At 45.4% G+C, this 20367-nt stretch carries 19 protein-coding genes and 1 pseudogene; 12 read left to right on the top strand and 8 right to left on the bottom strand.

Translation table 11 applies throughout. The annotated features are described in order from the left end of the window. Positions 1–19 precede the first annotated feature (19 nt). Together HPL003_RS21935 and HPL003_RS21930 are read right to left on the bottom strand one after the other, a co-directional pair. Entirely contained in the window at positions 20–412 is a 393-nt protein-coding gene (locus HPL003_RS21935) for a hypothetical protein (protein ID WP_014281968.1), read from the bottom strand. A gap of 66 nt (positions 413–478) precedes the next feature. Next, positions 479–685, bottom strand: coding sequence for a hypothetical protein (locus tag HPL003_RS21930; RefSeq protein WP_014281967.1), 207 nt, complete (start codon positions 683–685; stop codon positions 479–481). Between the two features lie 155 nt (positions 686–840). Between HPL003_RS21930 and HPL003_RS21925 the strand changes: the two genes are divergently transcribed. The 3 genes from HPL003_RS21925 to HPL003_RS21915 are packed head-to-tail and all read left to right on the top strand — an operon-like array spanning position 841 to position 6056. Beyond that, positions 841–5517 (top strand): cation-translocating P-type ATPase, encoded by a 4677-nt coding sequence (locus HPL003_RS21925; RefSeq protein WP_014281966.1) that lies wholly within the window; start codon positions 841–843, stop codon positions 5515–5517. 37 nt (positions 5518–5554) lie between these two features. Next, a complete protein-coding gene (locus HPL003_RS21920; RefSeq protein ID WP_014281965.1) occupies positions 5555–5818 on the top strand; it encodes a DUF5132 domain-containing protein in 264 nt (87 codons plus the stop codon). A gap of 13 nt (positions 5819–5831) precedes the next feature. Continuing rightward, complete coding sequence (locus HPL003_RS21915) at positions 5832–6056, top strand: hypothetical protein (RefSeq protein ID WP_014281964.1); 225 nt, start codon at positions 5832–5834, stop codon at positions 6054–6056. Between the two features lie 76 nt (positions 6057–6132). Here the strand turns inward: HPL003_RS21915 and HPL003_RS21910 are convergent, their stop codons facing one another. Continuing rightward, on the bottom strand, positions 6133–7056 hold the full coding sequence (locus tag HPL003_RS21910) for an AEC family transporter (protein WP_014281963.1): 924 nt from the start codon (positions 7054–7056) through the stop codon (positions 6133–6135). Positions 7057–7267: 211 nt separating this feature from the next. After that, complete coding sequence (trhO, locus tag HPL003_RS21905) at positions 7268–8161, bottom strand: oxygen-dependent tRNA uridine(34) hydroxylase TrhO (RefSeq protein WP_014281962.1); 894 nt, start codon at positions 8159–8161, stop codon at positions 7268–7270. A 221-nt stretch (positions 8162–8382) separates the two neighbouring features. Between trhO and HPL003_RS21900 the strand changes: the two genes are divergently transcribed. The 4 genes from HPL003_RS21900 (at position 8383) to HPL003_RS30050 (ending at position 12382) form a co-directional block, all read left to right on the top strand. Next, complete coding sequence (locus HPL003_RS21900) at positions 8383–9672, top strand: glycoside hydrolase family 27 protein (protein WP_014281961.1); 1290 nt, start codon at positions 8383–8385, stop codon at positions 9670–9672. A 263-nt stretch (positions 9673–9935) separates the two neighbouring features. Further along, positions 9936–10979, top strand: a complete 1044-nt coding sequence (locus HPL003_RS21895) for a carbohydrate kinase family protein (protein ID WP_014281960.1) — start codon at positions 9936–9938, stop codon at positions 10977–10979. Positions 10980–11040: 61 nt separating this feature from the next. Continuing rightward, positions 11041–11721 carry a P-loop NTPase family protein gene (locus HPL003_RS21890; RefSeq protein WP_014281959.1) on the top strand — a complete coding sequence of 227 codons (681 nt, stop codon included), beginning with the start codon at positions 11041–11043 and terminating at the stop codon, positions 11719–11721. A gap of 211 nt (positions 11722–11932) precedes the next feature. After that, the gene (locus HPL003_RS30050) at positions 11933–12382 is read left to right on the top strand and encodes a YbaK/EbsC family protein (protein ID WP_274378206.1); all 450 of its coding nucleotides are present in this window, start codon (positions 11933–11935) and stop codon (positions 12380–12382) included. Here the strand turns inward: HPL003_RS30050 and HPL003_RS21885 are convergent. Both HPL003_RS21885 and HPL003_RS21880 read right to left on the bottom strand, forming a co-directional pair. Beyond that, the gene (locus HPL003_RS21885; protein ID WP_081473804.1) at positions 12276–13040 is read right to left on the bottom strand and encodes a spermidine synthase; all 765 of its coding nucleotides are present in this window, start codon (positions 13038–13040) and stop codon (positions 12276–12278) included. The two genes, HPL003_RS30050 and HPL003_RS21885, sit on opposite strands and share 107 nt — an antisense overlap. 27 nt (positions 13041–13067) lie before the next feature. Further along, positions 13068–13991: an alkaline phosphatase family protein gene (locus HPL003_RS21880; RefSeq protein WP_238533539.1), complete on the bottom strand. Its 924-nt coding sequence runs from the start codon at positions 13989–13991 to the stop codon at positions 13068–13070. 201 nt (positions 13992–14192) lie between these two features. On the opposite strand from HPL003_RS21880, the gene HPL003_RS21875 reads away from it, so the two are divergent. Together HPL003_RS21875 and HPL003_RS21870 are read left to right on the top strand one after the other, a co-directional pair. Beyond that, a complete protein-coding gene (locus tag HPL003_RS21875; protein ID WP_014281955.1) occupies positions 14193–14864 on the top strand; it encodes a response regulator transcription factor in 672 nt (223 codons plus the stop codon). Then, a complete protein-coding gene (locus tag HPL003_RS21870; protein WP_014281954.1) occupies positions 14861–16279 on the top strand; it encodes a HAMP domain-containing sensor histidine kinase in 1419 nt (472 codons plus the stop codon). Before HPL003_RS21875 ends, HPL003_RS21870 begins: the two co-directional genes overlap by 4 nt. A gap of 52 nt (positions 16280–16331) precedes the next feature. Here the strand turns inward: HPL003_RS21870 and HPL003_RS21865 are convergent, their stop codons facing one another. Further along, positions 16332–16943 (bottom strand): undecaprenyl-diphosphatase, encoded by a 612-nt coding sequence (locus HPL003_RS21865; RefSeq protein WP_014281953.1) that lies wholly within the window; start codon positions 16941–16943, stop codon positions 16332–16334. Positions 16944–17169: 226 nt separating this feature from the next. Between HPL003_RS21865 and HPL003_RS21860 the strand changes: the two genes are divergently transcribed. Both HPL003_RS21860 and HPL003_RS30045 read left to right on the top strand, forming a co-directional pair. After that, positions 17170–17889 carry a YebC/PmpR family DNA-binding transcriptional regulator gene (locus HPL003_RS21860; protein ID WP_013310214.1) on the top strand — a complete coding sequence of 240 codons (720 nt, stop codon included), beginning with the start codon at positions 17170–17172 and terminating at the stop codon, positions 17887–17889. A 103-nt stretch (positions 17890–17992) separates the two neighbouring features. Then, positions 17993–18094 (top strand): annotated as a pseudogene (locus tag HPL003_RS30045) (ergot alkaloid biosynthesis protein); the annotation flags it as partial. A 222-nt stretch (positions 18095–18316) separates the two neighbouring features. On the opposite strand, the gene HPL003_RS21855 reads toward HPL003_RS30045, so the two are convergent. Next, positions 18317–19144 carry a COG4705 family protein gene (locus tag HPL003_RS21855; RefSeq protein WP_014281952.1) on the bottom strand — a complete coding sequence of 276 codons (828 nt, stop codon included), beginning with the start codon at positions 19142–19144 and terminating at the stop codon, positions 18317–18319. Positions 19145–19471: 327 nt separating this feature from the next. Between HPL003_RS21855 and HPL003_RS21850 the strand changes: the two genes are divergently transcribed. Next, on the top strand, positions 19472–20293 hold the full coding sequence (locus HPL003_RS21850) for a FecCD family ABC transporter permease (protein WP_014281951.1): 822 nt from the start codon (positions 19472–19474) through the stop codon (positions 20291–20293). The last annotated feature ends 74 nt before the right edge of the window (positions 20294–20367 follow it).

Genomic DNA, 20367 nt, shown 5'->3' with positions numbered 1-20367 from the left:
TATATGGATATTTTGTTATTTATTCTTGAGAAGCTTTCGTCTGCACTGCATCCACGATCGTGCCTGTTATTGACTCGGTTACTTTCGATGCGGATTGTTTCATGTTGCTTAACAAAGGGTTGTTAAGAAGCACATTGCCTGCTTGCATTCCGACAGTTTGGCCTACACTGTTCCCTAACAACCCACCAACAACGGACCCAAGGACTGTCCCTACTCCTGGCAGTAAAGAAGTTCCGAGGATAGCCCCATACTCAATCCCGGCCATGACGCCGAGTGCTCCTGTCAAATTCCCCGAAGTATGAACCATATAGTCTTTGTTATCCATTTGTCCTTTCTTCAAGCTAATGGTATCCTGCAATTGGGTCATACCTCCGGAGATAAGACCTCCCCATAATGAACCGCCTTGAAGCATTCTGATCACTCCTTTGTTTGATTTTTTTACTCCACGATAGTAGTTCCCCATTATACGTTTTTTTAATTATTTTACATTTGTATTCTTTTCTTCAATTTGTACTGCTTCTGCGGACTGTAGCTCTTTAGTGCTGTCTTTGACTTGATCCGCGAGCTCAAGCACAATTCCTGCTCCTTTAACGGCAAGTTTGCGTGCGGCTTTGCGGGCTTCGGGGGACACAGCAAGTGCTACGGCCGCAGCAGCGAAAATAATACCGAGCGGTGATTTGACCACAATACACTCTCCTCAAAAAGTTGTTAGTAAAATAATTCCTTTAAATAAGAATTTTATACTAGATTACATTTAGAAAATAAAATGCATATTTTACTAACTATTGTTAACCATAAGTAAAGTCGATTTTGGCTTTGATATGGAAGAGGGGGTTAAATATGGTATTGCTGCGAAACAAAAACAGGTTTCTTCATGTCCTTCCTGGCAGGATACGAATGGAAATTTACGGCTTGCAGGGAAGCAAAGCTGCCGCAGAGCTTTTATCCAAAAATCTGTCCGCTTGTAGTGGAATTTACAGAGCGGAACCCTGTACAGTGACGGGCAGAGTGCTGCTGCTTTACGATGTAAAGCTTGTTTCTGAGCAGCACATTTTCCATATACTCCGTGAAACAGAAGATCGGATTTGTTCGGCCAATCTAACAGACCGCCCGGATATCCAAAACGAGCCTTCCGGGTCGAAGGAAGCAGAGCGGGAAGCTGCCGCTACCCAGGTTGAATTGGATATTCCTTGTGATTTGCCGATGATCCCTACGACGCCTAAGACCAATACGGGCGAGCCAAAGGAAAAAATCCCCATTGCATTGGCTATTTCCATGAGCGGTTTAGCCGTGCTGGGAATCAAGCAGGTCTTTTTAGGACGTTCAGCCCTGGCAAGAAGTCCGGCGCCGTTCTTTTTATCGGCGCTCGTATCTGTCGTAACCGGCTACCCTTTTCTCAAACGAGGAATTCAGACTTACTCGGATAAGAAAAAAATAAACTCGGATCTTATTTTAGGTACAAGCGCTCTCGCTCTCGCGCTTATGCGCGAAAATCTTGTAGTGCTTGCCGGACTCAGCATTTTGCAATATGTGAACTGGAAGCGAAGCGATTCTGCATTAAATAGACAGCAAGAGGTTTCTTTGTCACCGGAAATTCAAACCTATAGCGATAAAGCAGGCAGATTAGGCTTTATTGCAGCCGGAATGACTTGGGCTGTTACCCGGAATCCGCTTCGTGCAATCGCTGTACTTCTGGCAGCAAATCCGCGGGTGATGACCGTACCTGCTGAGCATGCCTGGAAACAGGCCGAGCTCGTTTCAGGAGAAAGAAAATACGTGATTCCGGAAAAAGGATCATTATCCCAACTCGCTCGAACGAAAACGATTTTATTCGAAGATTCATCACTCTTGTTTAACCGTCCAGAGATTGAAGAAATTCAATGCATGGCGGAGAAGGAGCAAGATGCGGATAAAGCGATATGTTTGGCGGCTTCATTAATGGGGAGAACAGAACATCCATGGAAAGAAGAGGTGTTCAGCAAGGCGAAACGGACTTGCAGGACGATCCGCACAGCTTTTCATGTGGAAGAAGAGCCACAGGGTATAAAAGGAAAAGTCAATGATAGGCAGGTTATCATTGGCAGCTATAAATACATGGAGGAACACGGTATTGATTGCAGTTTCTATGAGCTTAAATCCAAGAGGCTTGCAAGAAATGAATACGACGTTCTTCTGGTCGGAAGCCAGGGGGATGCCAAAGGGGAATGTCTTGGGCTAATTGCCAGACATCGGCTATCAGCGGTCAACGAATATGGCTCTGCCGCCTTTTCACTCAGAGAAAAAGGGTGGCGGCTTGGTCTGTTGCATAACAGCCTTCATATCAGTACTGACGAGCTTTCCCGATACCGAATGGATACATGCTGGTCATCTTTTGAACAAGGCGAAGTGATTGAACGGATTGCTGAACTCAAGCAGCATGGCGAAGAGGTTTTATTTGTCACCGGTCTGGAGCAAAATCCGCTCAATGAGTTTTATAAAGAAGCAGGAATCCAGACGATTTCCATTCATGAGCTGCAACATATACAGGAAAGTGCTATGTACGCCGAGAAAACAGAGCAAATCGTAAACGAGCATGCTGTAATTGCTAAAAAATGGAATATTGTTGGATCCATTTTTGCTACATTAGGCATGATCAGTGCTCCAGTGACCAATTTGATCGGAGATGCTTTATCGCTTGTGTTTATATCCAGAACGAAAAACAGGAGTGAAGCCTTGTCATCTCCACCGGAAATGGCGTATATGAATGAGGCTGCGGTCGCCTCCGAAGCTTTTGCCTGGTATCAACTACCTAACGAACAAATCATCGCGAAGCTTCAAACCAACTTACAAAGCGGGTTGACCTCTGATCAGGTTCTTTCTATAAGAAACCAATATGGTTCAAATCAGCTTGAGAGTAAAAAACCTACTCCTTGGCTCATTGCATATTTAGGCCAATTCAAGGAATTCACAACGCTGATCCTCCTTGGTACAAGTGCACTGGCCTTTCTGACGGGGGGAGTATTCGATGGACTTGCAATGGGGGCAATCCTGCTCGCGAATGCCGCTATTGGAACAATGCAGGAACGCAAAGCGGAAAAAGTTGTGGACAAGCTGAATCAATTTCAACCCCCGCTATGTAAAGCCATTAGACAAGGCCAGCACGTAGAGCTAAATGCTGTGGAATTGGTGCCCGGCGATATTGTTTCCCTAGAAGCGGGGGACCGCGTTCCAGCGGATATCCGGTTGATCAACTCATGGAACATGCGAGTCAACGAGTCGACCCTGACCGGGGAATCTCTTCCCGTCGAAAAGAATGAGTCCTCTTTGCCAGAAGATTGTGCTTTATCTGAGAGAACCAACATGCTCTTTATGGGAACCGACGTGTGCGGAGGCAAGGGAAAGGGGATTGTTGTACAAACCGGTATGAATACCGAGATGGGGCATTTAATGTCGCTTTTGAAGCAGCAGGAAAAAGAAGTAACCCCTTTACAGGAAAAAGTAACATCCATTAGCAAAAAATTTGTGAAAGGCGCTCTTGTTGTTGGAGGAATCGTATTCGCAATTGGTATGCTCCGTGGCATCCCTTTTCCACAAATGATTTCAACTTCGGTCACACTGGCGGCTTCTGCCATCCCTGAAGGGCTTCCGGTTACCATCACCATTGCCCTCAGCGCAGGCATCTTCCGTATGGCGAAGAAAAACGCGCTGATCCGAAAGCTTTCCTCATTGGAAACATTAGGAAGGACTACGGTTATTTGCACAGACAAGACTGGTACATTAACCAAAAATGAAATGACGGTAAAAGCGCTCACTACCGCGGATCGCGCGTGGACTGTAACAGGCGATGGTTACGAACCGACGGGAGCATTGGAGGAGCTTGCTCCCGAGGTTGCGGCTGCAACGGCAGGGTTCAAAAATGCAGGAAATTACGGAAACCCTTCAACGCATCCTGATTTGGCTCGCTTGCTGCAAATCTGCTTGCTATGCAATAACAGCAAGCTTGAGCAGCAGGAAGGACAGTGGATGACCAAAGGGGATCCAACTGAGGGCGCGCTGTTGACGCTTGCAGCCAAAAACGGACTATGGCTTAGCGATATGACCCATTGGCATCGCGGGCATGAAATCCCATTTGATTCTAAAACCGCGAAAATGAGCGTGGTTTGCAAGGAGGTTCAGGCGGAACAGGAATGCTATCTCTTTTCAAAAGGGGCCGTTGAGACGATTCTCCGCCATTGCAATCGATATCAAAAGAACGGAGAAATATTGCCTCTATCTGAAGAACAGAAGCAGTACATTATACAGCAAAATGAAAAGCTTTCAGCCGCAGCACTTCGTGTGCTTGCTTTCGCATATCGACCTCTGGATGAGAGCGTCGACAACGAGTTCATTGATGACGAACATGAGTTAATTTATGTCGGCATGACTGGCATGATGGATCCTCCCAAACCTGAAGTAGAACAAAATATTCAGGAAGCTTTTGCACTTGGGCTAAAACCTGTGATGATCACAGGCGACCACCCGATTACCGCCATTGCCATTGCGAAGCAACTCGGAATTAACAGTGATGCGCAGAGTGTTGTAACTGGGCATGAGCTTGACCGTTTATCAGACGAAGAGTTGAGCCAAATTGTGGACCAAGTATCCATTTTTGCCCGGGTCACGCCGGAGCATAAACTTCGCATTGTAACAGCGCTGCAAAAACGAGGACAAATCGTTGCCATGACTGGCGATGGCGTCAACGATACGCCTGCTATCAAACAAGCCAACGTTGGTATCGCAATGGGAAGAACAGGAACAGAAGTAACGAAGGAAACTGCGGATATGGTGCTAACGGAAGATCATTTCGGCACGATACTAGAAGGAGTCAAAGAGGGTCGAACGATTATTGGAAATATTCGTAAGGCACTCGGCTGTTTATTAACTGGAAATCTGGCTGAGATCATCGTCACCAGCGTCGCCGTGATGGTCGGATTGCCGATCCCTTTGGTTCCTATTCAAATTCTGCTGATGAATTTGTTGACCGATGCTTTGCCAGCAATGGTTCTCGCTGTAAATCCTGGGCAGAAAACGAAGCAACAGAAACGAATCGATTTCATCGATAAAGACCTGTACCAGAAAGTGATTATAAGAGGGGTTCTGCTGGGATTGGGATCGCTCGGCTTATTTGCCGCAAGCCTTGCAGTCGGTACGCCAATGCCTGTCGCTCAGAGCGTTGCTTTTGCAACATTGGTCGCAGGGCAATTGATCCAAACCTTTTCATGGAGACAGGAAGGCTCTGAAGAAACAGTGCGCGATTGGACGAAGGATCGCTTTTTGATCGGAGCTCTCTGCGTTTCTTGGCTGGCTCTGCTTGGAGCACTGTATATCCCGCCATTGGCAGGGTTTTTCCATACCGCCAGTCTGCCGCTGAAATATTGGATTCCCATCCTTGGCGTAGCCGGATCGGTATCTCTTTTGTCCAAACCGATTTTGGCTCTGATTTCAAAAAGGCAAGCAATCGGGGCTTTGCCTGCAAATCAAACCTATGCTGCGGCTTAAACGGCCGCAGTAATACTTCATTACCAGGAGGATCACGATGCTGCAAAATAATATTGACAAAATTGTAATTGGCACTGCGCTCGCCTTTGCCGCTTCTGCTTTGCTCCCTATTGCTAAAACTACTTTCCGACCTCTTGCCGAAGCTGGCGTGCAAGGTGGAGCCAACTTGATCAATCGGAGCAAATCTTACATTGAATTAGCCCGGCAAGAAGTGGAAGATATTATTGCCGAAGCCCAATTTGAAAGAATGAAAAAGCAGCTTGACCAAGAAATCTCATTGCTTGACAATACCCAAAAGTGAGGAGAACGGATAAATGGATGAACAAAGTATAGATAATCATTTACGCGAAGCCTTATCGCACCTGGAATCTGCCTTAAACCAGAGTGTAAGATGCGTGCTTGAAAACGATAGCGCGAAAAAAGAAATAGGTTTAAAGTGGGAACGGTTTCTTGGAGAATTTATGGGCCAAATCCGGGAAAAGGGAAAAAAGTCAAGATTAAATCTGCTGGGTTGGATCAGTTTTCCACGAATACGCTAACAGAGTGTATGCAGCCTAAATCGACAGTAGGCTGCATACTGGATTCTCTACACTATAGAGAGTTTTTTTCTAGCTATCATGCTACGATCATAATGAGGATAGGCAAAATCAGGAATGAGGCTAAAGTGCTCCACAGGATACAGGTAGATACGAGTTTGGGCGATGCATTGAATTTTTCTGCTAAGATGACAGCATTCACGGCAACTGGCATGGAAGCCAGAATAAAGAGCACGGAGAACAAAAGGCCTGATATCCCCAGTATCAGCATGGCAAGGCAGGCCGCAAGCGGAGAGAGCAGAAGTCGGATGATGAGTCCTGCGTAGCTGGCTTTTTTAATAGACGGCTCCAGCTTAAATATTTTTACATAAGCCATTTGGGTCCCGAGGATTGCCAGCACGACTGGAGAATAGGCTGCAGCAATCATCGAGACGCCTGATTGAATACCGGAGGGCAGATGCAAGTCCAACAATCGAAGTCCCATCGCCAGCAGAGCCGCATAGATCGCAGGTAGCGAGAATACCGACTTGACTGCGCTTTGGACGGAAAATTCAGAGCGGGCTGCAAAGTAAACTCCAAGGGTATTGACCAGAATCATCTGGATGACAACATACACGGAGGCTTTATCCAATCCAAGCTGCCCAAAGGCAAGTAAAATTAGGGGGAGGCCATAATTGGCGCTATTGGTCAGCGTGGAGATTAAGGTGAGTCCGGCCGTTTCAGGGGCGCTCAGCTTAAACATTTTCCCTGCAATCTGCGCAATTCCCCACAACAGCAGCAGATTCAAGATCGAAAAGGCGGCAGTTTGTGCCACATCATGCCAAGAAAGCTGTGCCTTGAGCAGCGTGTCCAGAATCATCGCGGGACTTAAAAAATATAAGTATAAAGTCGAGAGCGGTTTCGTTTCCAGCTTCATGAGTTTGCCGAGTAAAAAACCGGCGATCACCGGAATGGACAGAGGAACGATAACGGATAGAAGGGTTGAAAGTACGATTTGAATCATGAAAATACACCCATCCTTTCTGTAAATACATTTTCAATTATAAGGCGCAGCTTTCGAGTCCGTCCAAGATGAAAATACGATCAAGGTCATAGGCATATACTATGAAGGAACTCGCAGTTATTGCGAGTAGCATGACAAAAGGGATGTCCTCAGCCATGTTGAACGGCTGTAGAACATCCCTATTTATGTTGAAAGCAATTATCCTGCTGATTTAGGCAGAAGCAACGGTTTCCGCAGTAATACGGCAATCGTCAGAGCAATAATGTTGATGCTGCTCTTCGCAGTCCGGACATACGATATGCTGGAGATTGCACACCGGACAGTTGATGTAGTGATCGCTTGGTGTCTCACAATGGAAGCACTTGCCCACAATGACGTCTTCATCCGTATGGTTGATCGGGATCGAGATGCGTTCATCAAACACATAGCATTTACCGTCAAACAAACGACCTTGGACTTCCGGTTCCTTGCTGTAGGTTACAATGCCGCCATCCAGCTGGCCTACATCGTTAAAGCCTTCTTTGATCAAAAGACCGGACAGCTTTTCGCATCGGATGCCGCCAGTACAATACGTCAGTATTTTCTTGTCCTTGAACTGACTCATATTGTCGCGAATCCACTGTGGAAATTCACGGAAAGATTCGACTTCCGGACGAATGGCGCCACGGAAATGACCGATGTCATATTCATAGTCGTTACGTCCGTCCAGCACAACCACATCTTCACCTTGAAGCTGCTCATAAAACTCCTTCGGTGACAAACGCTTGCCACTGATTACGTTAGGATCCAGCTCATCCTCATGACGCAACGTAACAAGCTCCTGACGGTGGCGTACAAATATTTTCTTGAACGCATGACCATCTGACTCATCTATTTTAATAACGATATCGTGGAATTTCGGATTGGCGCGCAAATCACGGATATATTGCTCCGTTTGCTCTACCGTACCAGACAGTGTCCCGTTAATCCCTTCCTGAGCGATCAAAATTCTTCCCTTGACGCCCAACCCCTTGCAGTAAGCCAGATGCTCTGCTGTAAAGGTGGCAGGATCTTCAATATTGACATATTTGTAAAACAACAAAATTCGATAAGCATGCTCGCACACGTAAAATCACCCTCTGATTCAAGTCAAAGTTTTTTAACAACCATTTTTAAATGTACCACATTCTTTAAGTTAGTCAACTTATTTGTATAAAAAGTGGGAATGGAAAATAAAGAAGCAGCTGACGAGCGACAAAAGTAAGGGTTTACATTATAATAATACTGTAGTGATGAGGTGGATTTTGGCAGCAGGATGAGTACTCTTAGATGAAAGGATGAATCGGAATGAAGCATCATTTGGTAGCGCATACACCCCCTATGGGGTGGAATAGCTGGGATTGCTACGGCGCAGCGGTGCGTGAGGAAGAAGTACGGGGAAATGCGCAGTATATAGCAGAACACTTGAAGGACTGTGGTTGGGAATATGTCGTGGTAGATATTCAGTGGTATGAGCCGGGAGCTGTTTCTTCACAATATCGTTCATTTGTTCCGCTGGAAATGGATTCATTTTCACGTCTTATTCCAGCAGTGAATCGTTTTCCTTCCGCAGCAGATGGACGCGGCTTCCAGGCGCTTGCGGAATATGTACACAGTCTGGGCTTGAAATTCGGTATACATATTATGAGAGGCATTCCGAGACAGGCGGTACATCAGGATACGCCGATTTTGGGAACCCAGGCAACGGCGAGACAGATTGCACATCCCAACTCCATTTGTCCCTGGAATACAGATATGTATGGGGTAGATGCTACCAAGGAAGGCGCACAGGAATATTATAATTCGCTGTTTGACCTCTATGCGGAATGGGGTGTTGATTTTGTAAAAGTGGATGATATCGCAGCTTCCCGACTCTATGATACTCATTTGGCGGAAATTGAAATGATCAGACAGGCCATCGCCCAATGCGGGCGTCCGATGGTTTTGAGTTTGTCGCCCGGTCCGGCACCGCTGGAGCATGCATCCGAATTGATCGCAAGCGCCAATATGTGGCGCATGACCGACGATTTCTGGGATGTATGGTCTTTGCTGTATGGTATGTTTGAGCGCTGCGAGAAATGGGCAGAGCACGTGGGCCCAGGCCACTGGCCGGATTGCGACATGCTGCCATTGGGTCACCTGGATATTCGCTCGGTAGATTCTGTAGATTCCGGTAGCCATGACCGCTGGACACGCTTTACGAAGGATGAGCAACTGACGATGATGACCTTGTGGAGTATTTTCCGGTCCCCGCTGATGTTTGGGGGAGAACTGCGGGATAATGATGCGTGGACACTTTCTCTGCTGACCAATGAAGAGGTGCTGGATGCTCACCACAACGGTTTGGATGCTCGGCAGGTGTACAGAAAGGATGAACATATCGTATGGACTTCGCATAACGAGGAAGGTCATGTATATGCGGCTTTGTTTAATGCTGGAGACGCAGCATCGCGGGTCTGTGTATCGCTGCAGGACCTTGGCATTGAAGGACAGACAAGTGGCAGAGACTTATGGAATCGTGTGGATCTGGGCACTTTAGAGCAAGAACTTTCCGCAGAGGTATCTCCTCATGGAGCTGCTCTATTTATTTTAAAATAGCATATTGCAATGAAGGATTTAGGCTGTATTTTTAATCAAATCACCTTATCGTAAAATGGATGGTATTTTTACGATAAGGTGATTTTTTGTTGTTGAGAGTTTAGAAGTATATGAAATTTTTTTGTGCATCTTTAGGGTTTTTTAATGGATTCGACATGATTCTTGAGAATTTGACATTTGGAACATGTTAATTTTATAAAGTACCTATTTCTGTACAAATTTAAAACATCCTATGCGAATAGACTCGCGAAAGGAGTAAAATGATGAAATTAAAACGGATTCACAAAAATGAACTGGACGAGCCTTGGCCCTCTAGACAGCAAATACTATGTATCGGGGGGGCCAATCTTGACCGTAAAATTATGATTAAAGGTACATTTCAGCTTCACACCTCCAATCCGAGTAGCACCAGGCAGCAATCTTGCGGTGGGGTGGCTCGCAATGTAGCCGAAAATTTGGGGAGGCTAAGCCAACAGGCCATCCTGTTAACCGCAGTTGGAGATGATGCGGAAGGTGAATTTATAGTCGAGCAGTCTAGACATTACATGAAAGTGGTTCCTATGCAAGTCAAAGGTGAACCATCAACCGGGGTTTACACTGCTTTGCTGGACGAGCGTGGTGAGCTGATTGTAGCGACAGCAGAGATGGAGATTTATGATCAGATCCGTCCTTCAGTAATCTTTGAAAATACTCCTTTGATCGCCTCGTCCCGACTAGTGCTGTTGGACACGAATTTCTCTATGAACGTCATTGCATCCACCATACGGCTATGTCATGAACATCGGATTCCGCTTGTCGTTTCTTCAGTGTCCGCCTCCAAAATGAGAAGGCTTCCTCGAAATTTGAATGGGGTGGGTTGGCTGGTATGTAACCAGGTAGAAGCTGAATCCTATTTGGGAATAGAGCTTCAGGATGATCAGCAAATGCTGGATGCAACCCGTATTTTTCATCAACTCGGGGTTCAAAATGTAATTCTTATTCGGGGAGCAGACAGTGTTTTGTTTGCCTCGCAGGATGGATCTCATGGACAAATTTTTAGGCACCCAGTTCAGGAAGTTATGGATGTCACGGGCGCAGATGATGCTTTTATTGCCGGAATGATATATGGAATTATCCAAGGATACCCTATGGAGCAAGTGTGTCAATTCGGAATCAGCTGTGTCGCCTTGACCATTCAAACGGATCGGACGGTTTCAGAGACCATTTCTCTAAATAATCTTCATTCCATGTTCAAGGAGCTGTACGGCATACATGCGCAAAATTTTGTGTTTTTTAAGGGTGGGTATTTTAAGGAGAAAGATACATAAATGAAGAAGAGAATCTAACCTACTTTTTGTTGCTGAAACTGTAAAAGGAGCAGATCGCTTGATGAACCGTGTGAAATACGCTATCGTTTTTTTGCCGCTGTTCCTCCTGTATATGTTTTTAAAGGGAGGTTCTTTCGTGGTAGGTTCCCTTTATCGACTGATCTATACAATACTGCCCTTACATCAGAGTATGGATGACGAAATTTTTGCTGTGCAGCACGCCAAACGTATTATCGTGATCGGTTCGCCGGGGAGCGGCAAAACCTTTTTTGCCAAACGTCTATCCAAGTGGACTCATTTGCCGTACATCTCTCTGGATGATTTGTATTGGGGACCGGAGTGGAAGCGGAGCACGGACAAACAATTTTTCAAACAGCTGGGCGAAGTGCTCGAAAAGGAAGAATGGATCATCGAAGGGAATTATCATGATTATTATTTTACGGAGCGGCTCCAGCGCTCTGATACGATCATTGTGATGGATGTCAGCACGATTGAAGCGATAACAGGAGTTATTACACGATCGCTTAACCGTTTTCTTTTCTCCAATGAGTTGCCCAAAGGAGTAAAGCAGGAGGCGGTTCGTATTTGGGACATTTCGCCTCGGTTTGTCCGCTTTGTTTTGGGTTTTCGCAGGCGTATACGCCCTAAAATTTGGCCACTCATTATGCAATATGGCAACCACCGACGTTTAATTATTTTGAAATCAAAATATCGTGCATGCCTCTGGATGAATTCCAGATAGAGAGTTATCTCCTTGACCAAGGATCAAAGGTTCAACAACCGCCGTAAAATTAAAGGGTGGTACCACGACACATTCGTCCCTGACGGATGTGTCTTTTTTGCGTATATTTTATCCTCCACACAAGGAGGCAGCCACACATGCGCCAAAGTCGATTATTACTGAAACATTACGTGAATCACCCGCAGAAGCCGAAGTGATCAGCCATCAGCTTATGGAAAAGTTTCATACTCCAGGTCTACGCACGATAGATCAACTGGTTGAATCGCTGCAAATACAGCAACAAGATATGATCAAAACACTGATTTATATGGCTGACGATCAACCCATTGCTGTAGTCGTCAGGGGAGATCATGAGATCAACGAAGTAAAATTTAAACATGTTTTAGGTAGTGAAAAATTCGAAATAGCAAGTTCAGATACCGTGTCAAAGGCGACTGGAACCCCCTCGGGGTTCATCGGCTCCTACGGCTTGACGATCCTCTCTGTAGTGTTGATGGATGATCGGGAGGAACGCCCCGGAGTTAAATTCAAAGATTCGGATTTACTGTATATCATCAGGTATCCGTGTCTTGTAGAATGTGACCTTCTCCAAGTGCAATCTCATAAAAGCCTGCCATATGGCGTGCCTGAAACCGGATTGGCTTGTCCCGGCCTATCATAATAATATTTTGAATGTCGGCAGCGCCTTCCGAGGGGAGAGCGAAAGCTGTGACATAAGCGAATACCTCACGCAACGTTGTATGAATGGCATTCATCAAATGATCGTGCTCACTTTTGCCCATTAAGTTCATAATCATGGAGCCTTCGGAATCTAGCTTTTCTTTGACGATCCTGAAAAATTCCCGGGATATTAAATGCGACGGCGTTCCCTGATCTGTGAAGGCGTCTAAAATAATATAATCATAAGCATCTGGCGCTTCCTTCTCCAAAATACGGCGTCCATCACCAACAGTCACATTTTCCTTGTTGTATCCAAAGAATGTTCGACTGAACTCCACGACTAGTGCATCCAGCTCGGCAATCTTAAAGCGTTTATCTGTAAAATGCCCCGCAATCGTACCTATGCCGTGCCCGATTACAAACACGTCTTCAAATGACGGATCGTTCAGCTCCATGAGATGGATGATCGCTCTCGGATATTCGAACAGAATGCGTTGCGGATGATTTAAATCCACCGCGCCTTGTACGGCTGCATTTGAAAACTGCATCACCCGGAATAATCCCTTTTCACCATACAGCTCTGTGGTGTCGTATACCGTTATTTCATGATTATTGCTCAATTTTTTATATAGTACATCCAAGTGATCTATCTCCTTCAAGTCATACTCCACCATCATATTAGACATTTATGAGCCTGTTGTCCATATATTAAGCGGCGGTGCCGTTCTGCTCTTCCCGAGCAGCTCCAATCCGTATAATTGTTCAATCATGCGCAACACGGAGAAATGATTACTTTTTCCGTTGTATGGGCCGTTTTTCAATTGAGGACCTATGATCACAGTCGGGATTTTGTTCTTGCTGCTCAAATCATCTTCATCCCATGTTACGATCAAAAGACTGTTATGTTGAGGTGCCCAACGGGCATAAGCGGACAAGTGGGCTTGCAGCCATCGATCCGCTTCCCGGATCGTGCCGTCGTGCATATCGTGGTTCAGATTGGGAATGACAAAAGAAACAGTCGGCAGCTGATTAAAGTTTTGAGCAAAGCTAGTCAAAGGCATATTGATTGAGGCAGGCAGATTGGTGAAATTCACCCACGGGTTATGTTTTCTCGCATACAGGGTTTTCAGATCATAAGGTCCGGTAAATCCGGTTTTGGGCAGTCCCTCCGAGTAGCCCCCAAACGTATATCCATGTTTCATGAGCTCCAGCGCCAGATTGTTGGCGTTCATCTTCTTAGGAGTCAGATCATTGTTCACCCCTTGATTGGAACCGGAAAACAGATCCAGATAGTTCGGTTGACTCGGGTGTTCGATCGCATAATGATTCATCAGAGAGACACCATTTTTCATCAGGTAATTCATAAAGGGAGCGGAAGAATTGCCTGAGATTTTTTTCGACGAATGATTTTCTTCCACAACAATGACAATATGATCAATACGTTGCGGAGATTTGGCAGCATTGGACTGCGTCGTTTCAGCCTTGACTGGTGTGGCCATCAAAGCAGAGGGTTGAACGGCCTTTGCGTCAGAATGGTTCGTAAACCAGTCGGAATGAGACATGATCCAGAAGGCTGCCGTTAGAGCGATGGCGGTCAAAAGTATTTTCATTTTCAACAGAGGGACCTCATTTCAGGATAAATTGAGACAAAACTGTGTTCATAGATTCATGATTAAGCTTAATCAGGACACATTAAAATATCATGAGAAAAATAAAGTGAAAAGATCATTATTTTTTAATGTACATAGAGTAAACTGGTTTCTATATCAAGCATACTAGGAGAAGACGCCCCGAGCATAGAAAGGATAGCTATGAAGAAGATACTGCTGATCGAGGATGAAAAAAATTTGGCCCGTTTCATTGAGCTGGAACTAAAGCATGAATCTTACGAGGTAACCGTTAAGTATGAAGGGCGGGAGGGGCTGGAGTCTGCATTAAGCGAGGAATGGGACATCATCCTGCTGGACTTAATGCTCCCAGGCATCAATGGAATTGAAGTGTGTCGACGGATTCGTAAAACGAAGCATACTCCGATCATTATGCTGACCGCCAGAGACGGAGTGATGGACAAGGTGATGGGACTGGACAGTGGGGCAGATGATTATATCCCTAAGCCTTTTGCCATTGAAGAGCTGCTCGCACGGATGCGTTCTTTGCTGCGACGCAGTGGCTCTGTGGAAGATACCAAACAAATTATCTACAATGGACTGGTCCTAGATAGCGAGGCCCGCGTTTTGACCAAAGACCAGCAGATTATTGAATTGACGAAGCGTGAATTTGATCTGCTGTCCATATTAATGCAGAATATTGGGCGCGTCATGACCCGGGAGAGGCTAATGGAACTCATATGGGGCTATGATTCAGAGGTGGAAACGAATGTCGTCGATGTGTATATTCGTTACCTGCGAAGCAAAATCGACGAGCCTGGGGAACCGAGCTTTATTCAGACACTACGCGGATTGGGGTATGTGATCCGAAAATGATAACGTTAAAATCCATATTCTCCCGTCTCCCTATTCGTTGGAAATTGACGGTGTGGTCTTCGTTGCTGCTATGTATTTTGTTTGTTTTGTACAACGGTGTCCAATATTTTACGATTAACCAATGGATGGTCAGCGAGGGAGAAGTGAGCATCCGCAAGAGTATGACTGAAATCCAAAACTTTTTTCGGGAAAAACAGATGTCTGCGCAGGAAATAGTAAACAGTCGACGTTTTGTTGAGGATATGAATGATCCGCATCAAATGATTCGCATTTTGAATCAGCAAGGTACCCCGCTATTGAGCGTCAGCGACGAGATGCCTGAGGATTGGTTTCCGCCGCAAACGGCGCAAAGCACCCGGATTATGACTGCCTGGCATCTGGAGGATCAGGTCTTGATCATGCGAAGTCCGCTGAATTCAGGTGGTTTTACGGGAACAATTGAAATTATCAATAATATGGAAAATTTAGAGAAGGTGAGTGACAAAATAAAAGGTGTCATGATTGTGGGCGGTATAGGTGCTATTATTTTAAGCGCTCTAGGCGGAATTTTTCTTTCACGCCAGTTAATCCGGCCGATTCAGTCCATGACGGATACAATGACAAGAATACGGAAAAAAGGGCTGCATGAGGAACGTGTCCAAGTATCCGATAACAATGACGAGCTGTCAAATCTGGGAAGAGTGTTTAATGGCCTGATTGATCAGTTGGAGCGTTCTTTTCTACAGCAAAAGCAGTTCGTTGAGGATGCCTCCCATGAATTACGTACACCTATTTCGATTATTGAAGGCCATATCTCCTTATTGAACCGCTGGGGCAAACACGATCCGGCCATATTGGACGAGTCGCTCAGTGTGTCCGTCCAGGAGCTTGAGCGTTTGAAAGGCATTGTAAACGATCTCCTGGAGTTGACGCGGGCCGAATCGGGAACTTCTGAACAGAATGTGCCTGCAATAGATATCCGTCACACCGTTCAGTATACGGTCACCAATTTTGCCATGCTGCATCCTGATATGATATTCCGGGAGGAACTGACTCCCCTCGAAAAGGTGCAGATTCACATCACGCCTCAGCATCTGGAACAACTGTTACTGATCGTGCTGGATAACGCCGTTAAATATTCTGGCTCTTCGAAAGAAATCCTTGTAACGGGGATGCTGGAACGAGACGAGGTTTATATTCATATTACCGATTATGGAATCGGAATTCCGGCGGAGGACTTGCCTTATTTATTCGACCGATTTTATCGGGTGGATAAGGCGAGAAGCCGCGAACAGGGCGGAACAGGTCTGGGCCTTGCTATAGCCAAGCAACTGGTCAAGCGATATAACGGTGACATCAGAGTGAGCAGTATTGAAAATATTGGGACAACCGTAACACTTGGTTTTCCAATGCCAGAGTCTAGATATATTGGATAAATCAAAGAAGCTCCGTAAACCGAGGATATGGTTTACGGAGCTTCTTTCACACTCAAGCATCCTCAGATTGAGGTTTTGTCGATTTGCTCCAAATTTTATGTTCTACTTTTTCGTACAGTTTCAGGCACGAGTCTGCCAGTTGCTGAGGACGTTTGAAACGCAGGAGCAGATATCGGGTACTAACTGCACACAAGGTGCCAATCAGCGCACCGGCCGCAATATCTGACGGGTAATGAACGCCAGCCCAGATACGGGAAAAACCGATAAGTAAAGCTACCGCAAGCCAGGACAATCTAAACCTCTTACCGTACAGCCAAAACGTGACCGCCAGCGCAAAAGCTCCAATGGCGTGGTCGCTCGGGAAGGAGGCATTGGCTGGGTGCTTGATTAGCTGAATGGCGGCGTGGGTGACGAAGGGACGATCCCGGTACACAAGATGCCCGATAATAAAGCTGATCCCCATGCCCAGACATACGGATACCACCGCCGATATGATCATTTTTCGGTTGAGTTTATTTCTTGAAAACCAGTACAGGAGCAAGGCCAAGGAGAATACATATTGGGCATCTTCGGCGAAAAAACGCATCAGCCCATTCAAAACAGAAAAGCTATTCGCTTGTTCATTAATGAAGTGGAAAATCTGATAGTCCAGGTTAGATAACATATTAGAGATTACTCCTTTTCTTATATAATTCAAAAGTTGAAAGTAATATGATCTTAACTCTTGAACATGGGAGCACCTTTAGATGAAAATTAGAATTCCATGAGAAAAGGAGATAATTTTATCACTAAATCCTTTGAACTTGTTCAAGTGTCCTTTAGGAGATATAATATACAAGGATATAATGAATACCGTTGTGTATATTCATATAGAAAGAGAGCGGGATATTATGGGACGTAAGTGGAACAATATTAAAGAAAAAAAGGCATCCAAGGATGCCAATACGAGTCGTATATATGCTAAATTTGGCGTAGAAATTTATGTAGCAGCCAAACAGGGTGAGCCTGATCCTGAATCCAATCGGGTATTAAGAGTCGTACTAGAACGTGCAAAAACGTACAATGTACCGAAAGCCATCATTGACCGGGCTATTGAAAAAGCAAAAGGTGCCGGGGATGAAAACTATGTTGAGCTTCGCTATGAAGGCTTCGGACCGAACGGTTCCATGGTCATTGTAGATGCACTTACCAATAACGTAAACCGTACGGCATCTGATGTTCGTTCTGCTTTTACTAAAAATGGCGGCAGTCTGGGTGTAAGCGGATCTGTAGCCTACATGTTTGATTCAACGGCGGTTATTGGTCTGGTAGGTAAAACCGCAGATGAAGTGTTGGAGTTGTTGATGGAGGCAGATGTAGAGGTACGTGACATCATCGAAGAGGACGAGGCTGTTATCGTATACGCAGAGCCTGACCAATTCCATGCTGTACAGGAAGCTTTCAAGCAGGCAGGAGTTACAGAATTTACAGTGGCCGAGCTTACCATGCTTGCCCAAAATGACATCTCACTTCCAGAGGATGCACAGGTACAATTTGATAAATTGATTGATGCATTAGAAGATTTGGAGGATGTTCAACAGGTTTACCACAACGTAGATTCTGAGGAATAGTTACTTATGAGCAACATAAAAACATCGTATTTCGATACGGTGTTTTTTTGCTTATATACAGCTATTTCTGTGAAATTGGGCAACGGGCATTGGTTTGTTGAATGGGAGAGTGGGTTTCGCCAGCGCAGATGACATTGCAGAAGTGGGGGTAAGAGCCCTAATTGACGATAAACCTCATAACACAGCTCATGTGATCACTGGGCCTCATACAAGACTTCTCTCGCAGTCACGCACCGGGTCATCCAGTATGGATCTGTCCACCGGGGTAACAGTCACAACCGGTGGACAGATCTATACTTGTTAAGGAATTGGAAGGATATCCTATTGAGCTGTAATTTAAAAACCGCCCCGGCTGGCGAATAGTTACCTGTTTTGAAGTCCGTTTCATTCATAGTGTTACAAAAAGATAGGCTAAAAATTCGTTGAATTATGATGGTTGGGTTTGATCTATTCCGGATTTCGTCAGGTAGATCACCAAGGTTAAAATAGTTACGAGAAAAATCTCACTGGTTCCAGCCGAGCCCAGGCCGAGCCCCCCATCGGCATGAGATTGTGACAGATAATCCCCAAGTGAGGCGCCGAGAGGTCGGGTCACAATGTACGCCATCCAGAAGGACCACACGGCATTGAATTTAAACCGATAGCGGGCAATCGTTACGATACCAATCAGTGACGCAAACATAAGCGCTGACCTCCAATAACCTAAGTCAAGGCCCTCTGATATAAGATCACCAGCTGCTGTACCCAAGGCAAAGGTAAAGAATATCGTTGCCCAGTAGAAAATTTCACGCTTGGCTGTGTAAATAGAATGAATGGATAATGTTTTCTCGCTCCCATACCAAAGCGTAAAAGTCACCAGGAGAGCAAGGGCAAAGACGGTCGTGGTAACTTGTAGCGAGATCCCTATATGATCCACAAGAGTATCTGAGACGAGCGTGCCCACAACGCTGATGAGAGTCACCACGAGCCAGTAGATTCCGGGTATATATTTGCGCGACCTAAACTGAAATAGAAGTGTGATGAGTAGGAGAACAACCATGACCACAGTTGTACGAGTCAAGCCCCAATGCAAATTAAAGTTAAGAAAGTCGGCAGCGGTTTCTCCCACGGTCGTCGTCATAATCTTAATAATCCAAAAGAAAATGGTGACCTCCGGCACCTTGTTTAGCATTTTCTGGATTATGGAAGAATTCGCCGTCTCCTCCGTGGAAATGGAGAGACTTTGGTTTTTCATATTCTGATCCTCTTTTTTCATTGATAATCCTCCTCATGTTCTGGGGAACCTACTTAAATGCTTGTCCCTCCTGAACATTGTACATAAGGAACATGAAACGATAGTGAGAATTACATGTGAAAAAACATAGAACATTTAAGCTTAGATTAGAAACTGATTAGGAATGTGGGGGGGGGAGAACATGGGTAGCTATGTATCATTTGGTTATTGTCGTTTTTTTAATGCTAAAAGAGAAAGAAATTCGCCCGTCCCGCTTATGGATCACACCAGCGTTGTTCGCGTATCTAACTTTTTCAAGCATGACCGGAAACACCACGGCTTGTACCCATTAGGAGCGTTCTGACGGGGATGTCACCTATGCCGGTTCAACAAAAGCTGGCAGTGCTTTGGCAATATATAGTGGCCCACTCCCGAAACATGATTTTAAGTCTGATTTTGTTATATCTAATTGTGTTTGATTTTCGCCTGCCGCGTATCGTTCTAGGTATATTGGTCGGCATCGGTATGGCTATTTCGGGTTGTATTATGCAAAGCTTGCTTAAAAATGACATGGCCAGCCCTGGCCCGCTGGGAATCAGTTCTGGCTCCGATAGACGGGGGAAAGAGATTTCGCCGACCGGCTTAATTTTAACAGGCGTTGCTATGGGCAGTGGTTACTTTGCGTTGTCATTGATGATTACACTGAAGCTGGACGAGAAGCAATATGATTTTGCTTTGCGCTGGCAGGCTGGAAGCCTGTGGGGAGATGACTGGAGCTACATTATGGTACTGCTTCCTTGGGTGCTCATCATTAGTTTTTACGTCTTTTATAAGTCGCACACTCTTAATGCATTGAACTTGGGGAACCAGACAGCATCGGGACTCGGTGTAGCGATCAAAAAGGAATTCATTGGACTTACCATAGCCGCGGTGGCACTCGCCTCTGGTAGCGTTGCTCTTGGCGGGAACTTCTTTTTTGTAGGTATGGTTAGTCCACATCTGGCGCGCAAGCTGGTAGGGCCTAATCATAAGCTGCTACTGCCTACCACGGCGTTGGTTGGGGCGCTCGTCATTTTGATTGCTGATACACTTACCCGGACGATTAGCTTTGGGGCAGATATTCCGACCGGAATAATTATCACCATACTGGTTACCCCTTATTTCCTTTACTTGCTGTCGAAAGCCAGTTAAATGCACGATAAATGAAAAGACGCTAACTCATGCAAAATATGCTAGGTTAGCGTCTTTTCTCGTTACTGTTTAGG

The organism is Paenibacillus terrae HPL-003 (genome assembly GCF_000235585.1).
In the GTDB taxonomy this organism is placed as follows: Bacteria; Bacillota; Bacilli; order Paenibacillales; family Paenibacillaceae; genus Paenibacillus; species Paenibacillus terrae_B.
The sequence above is the reverse complement of the archived record's forward strand: the minus strand, read 5'-3'. Positions and strand labels throughout refer to the sequence as shown.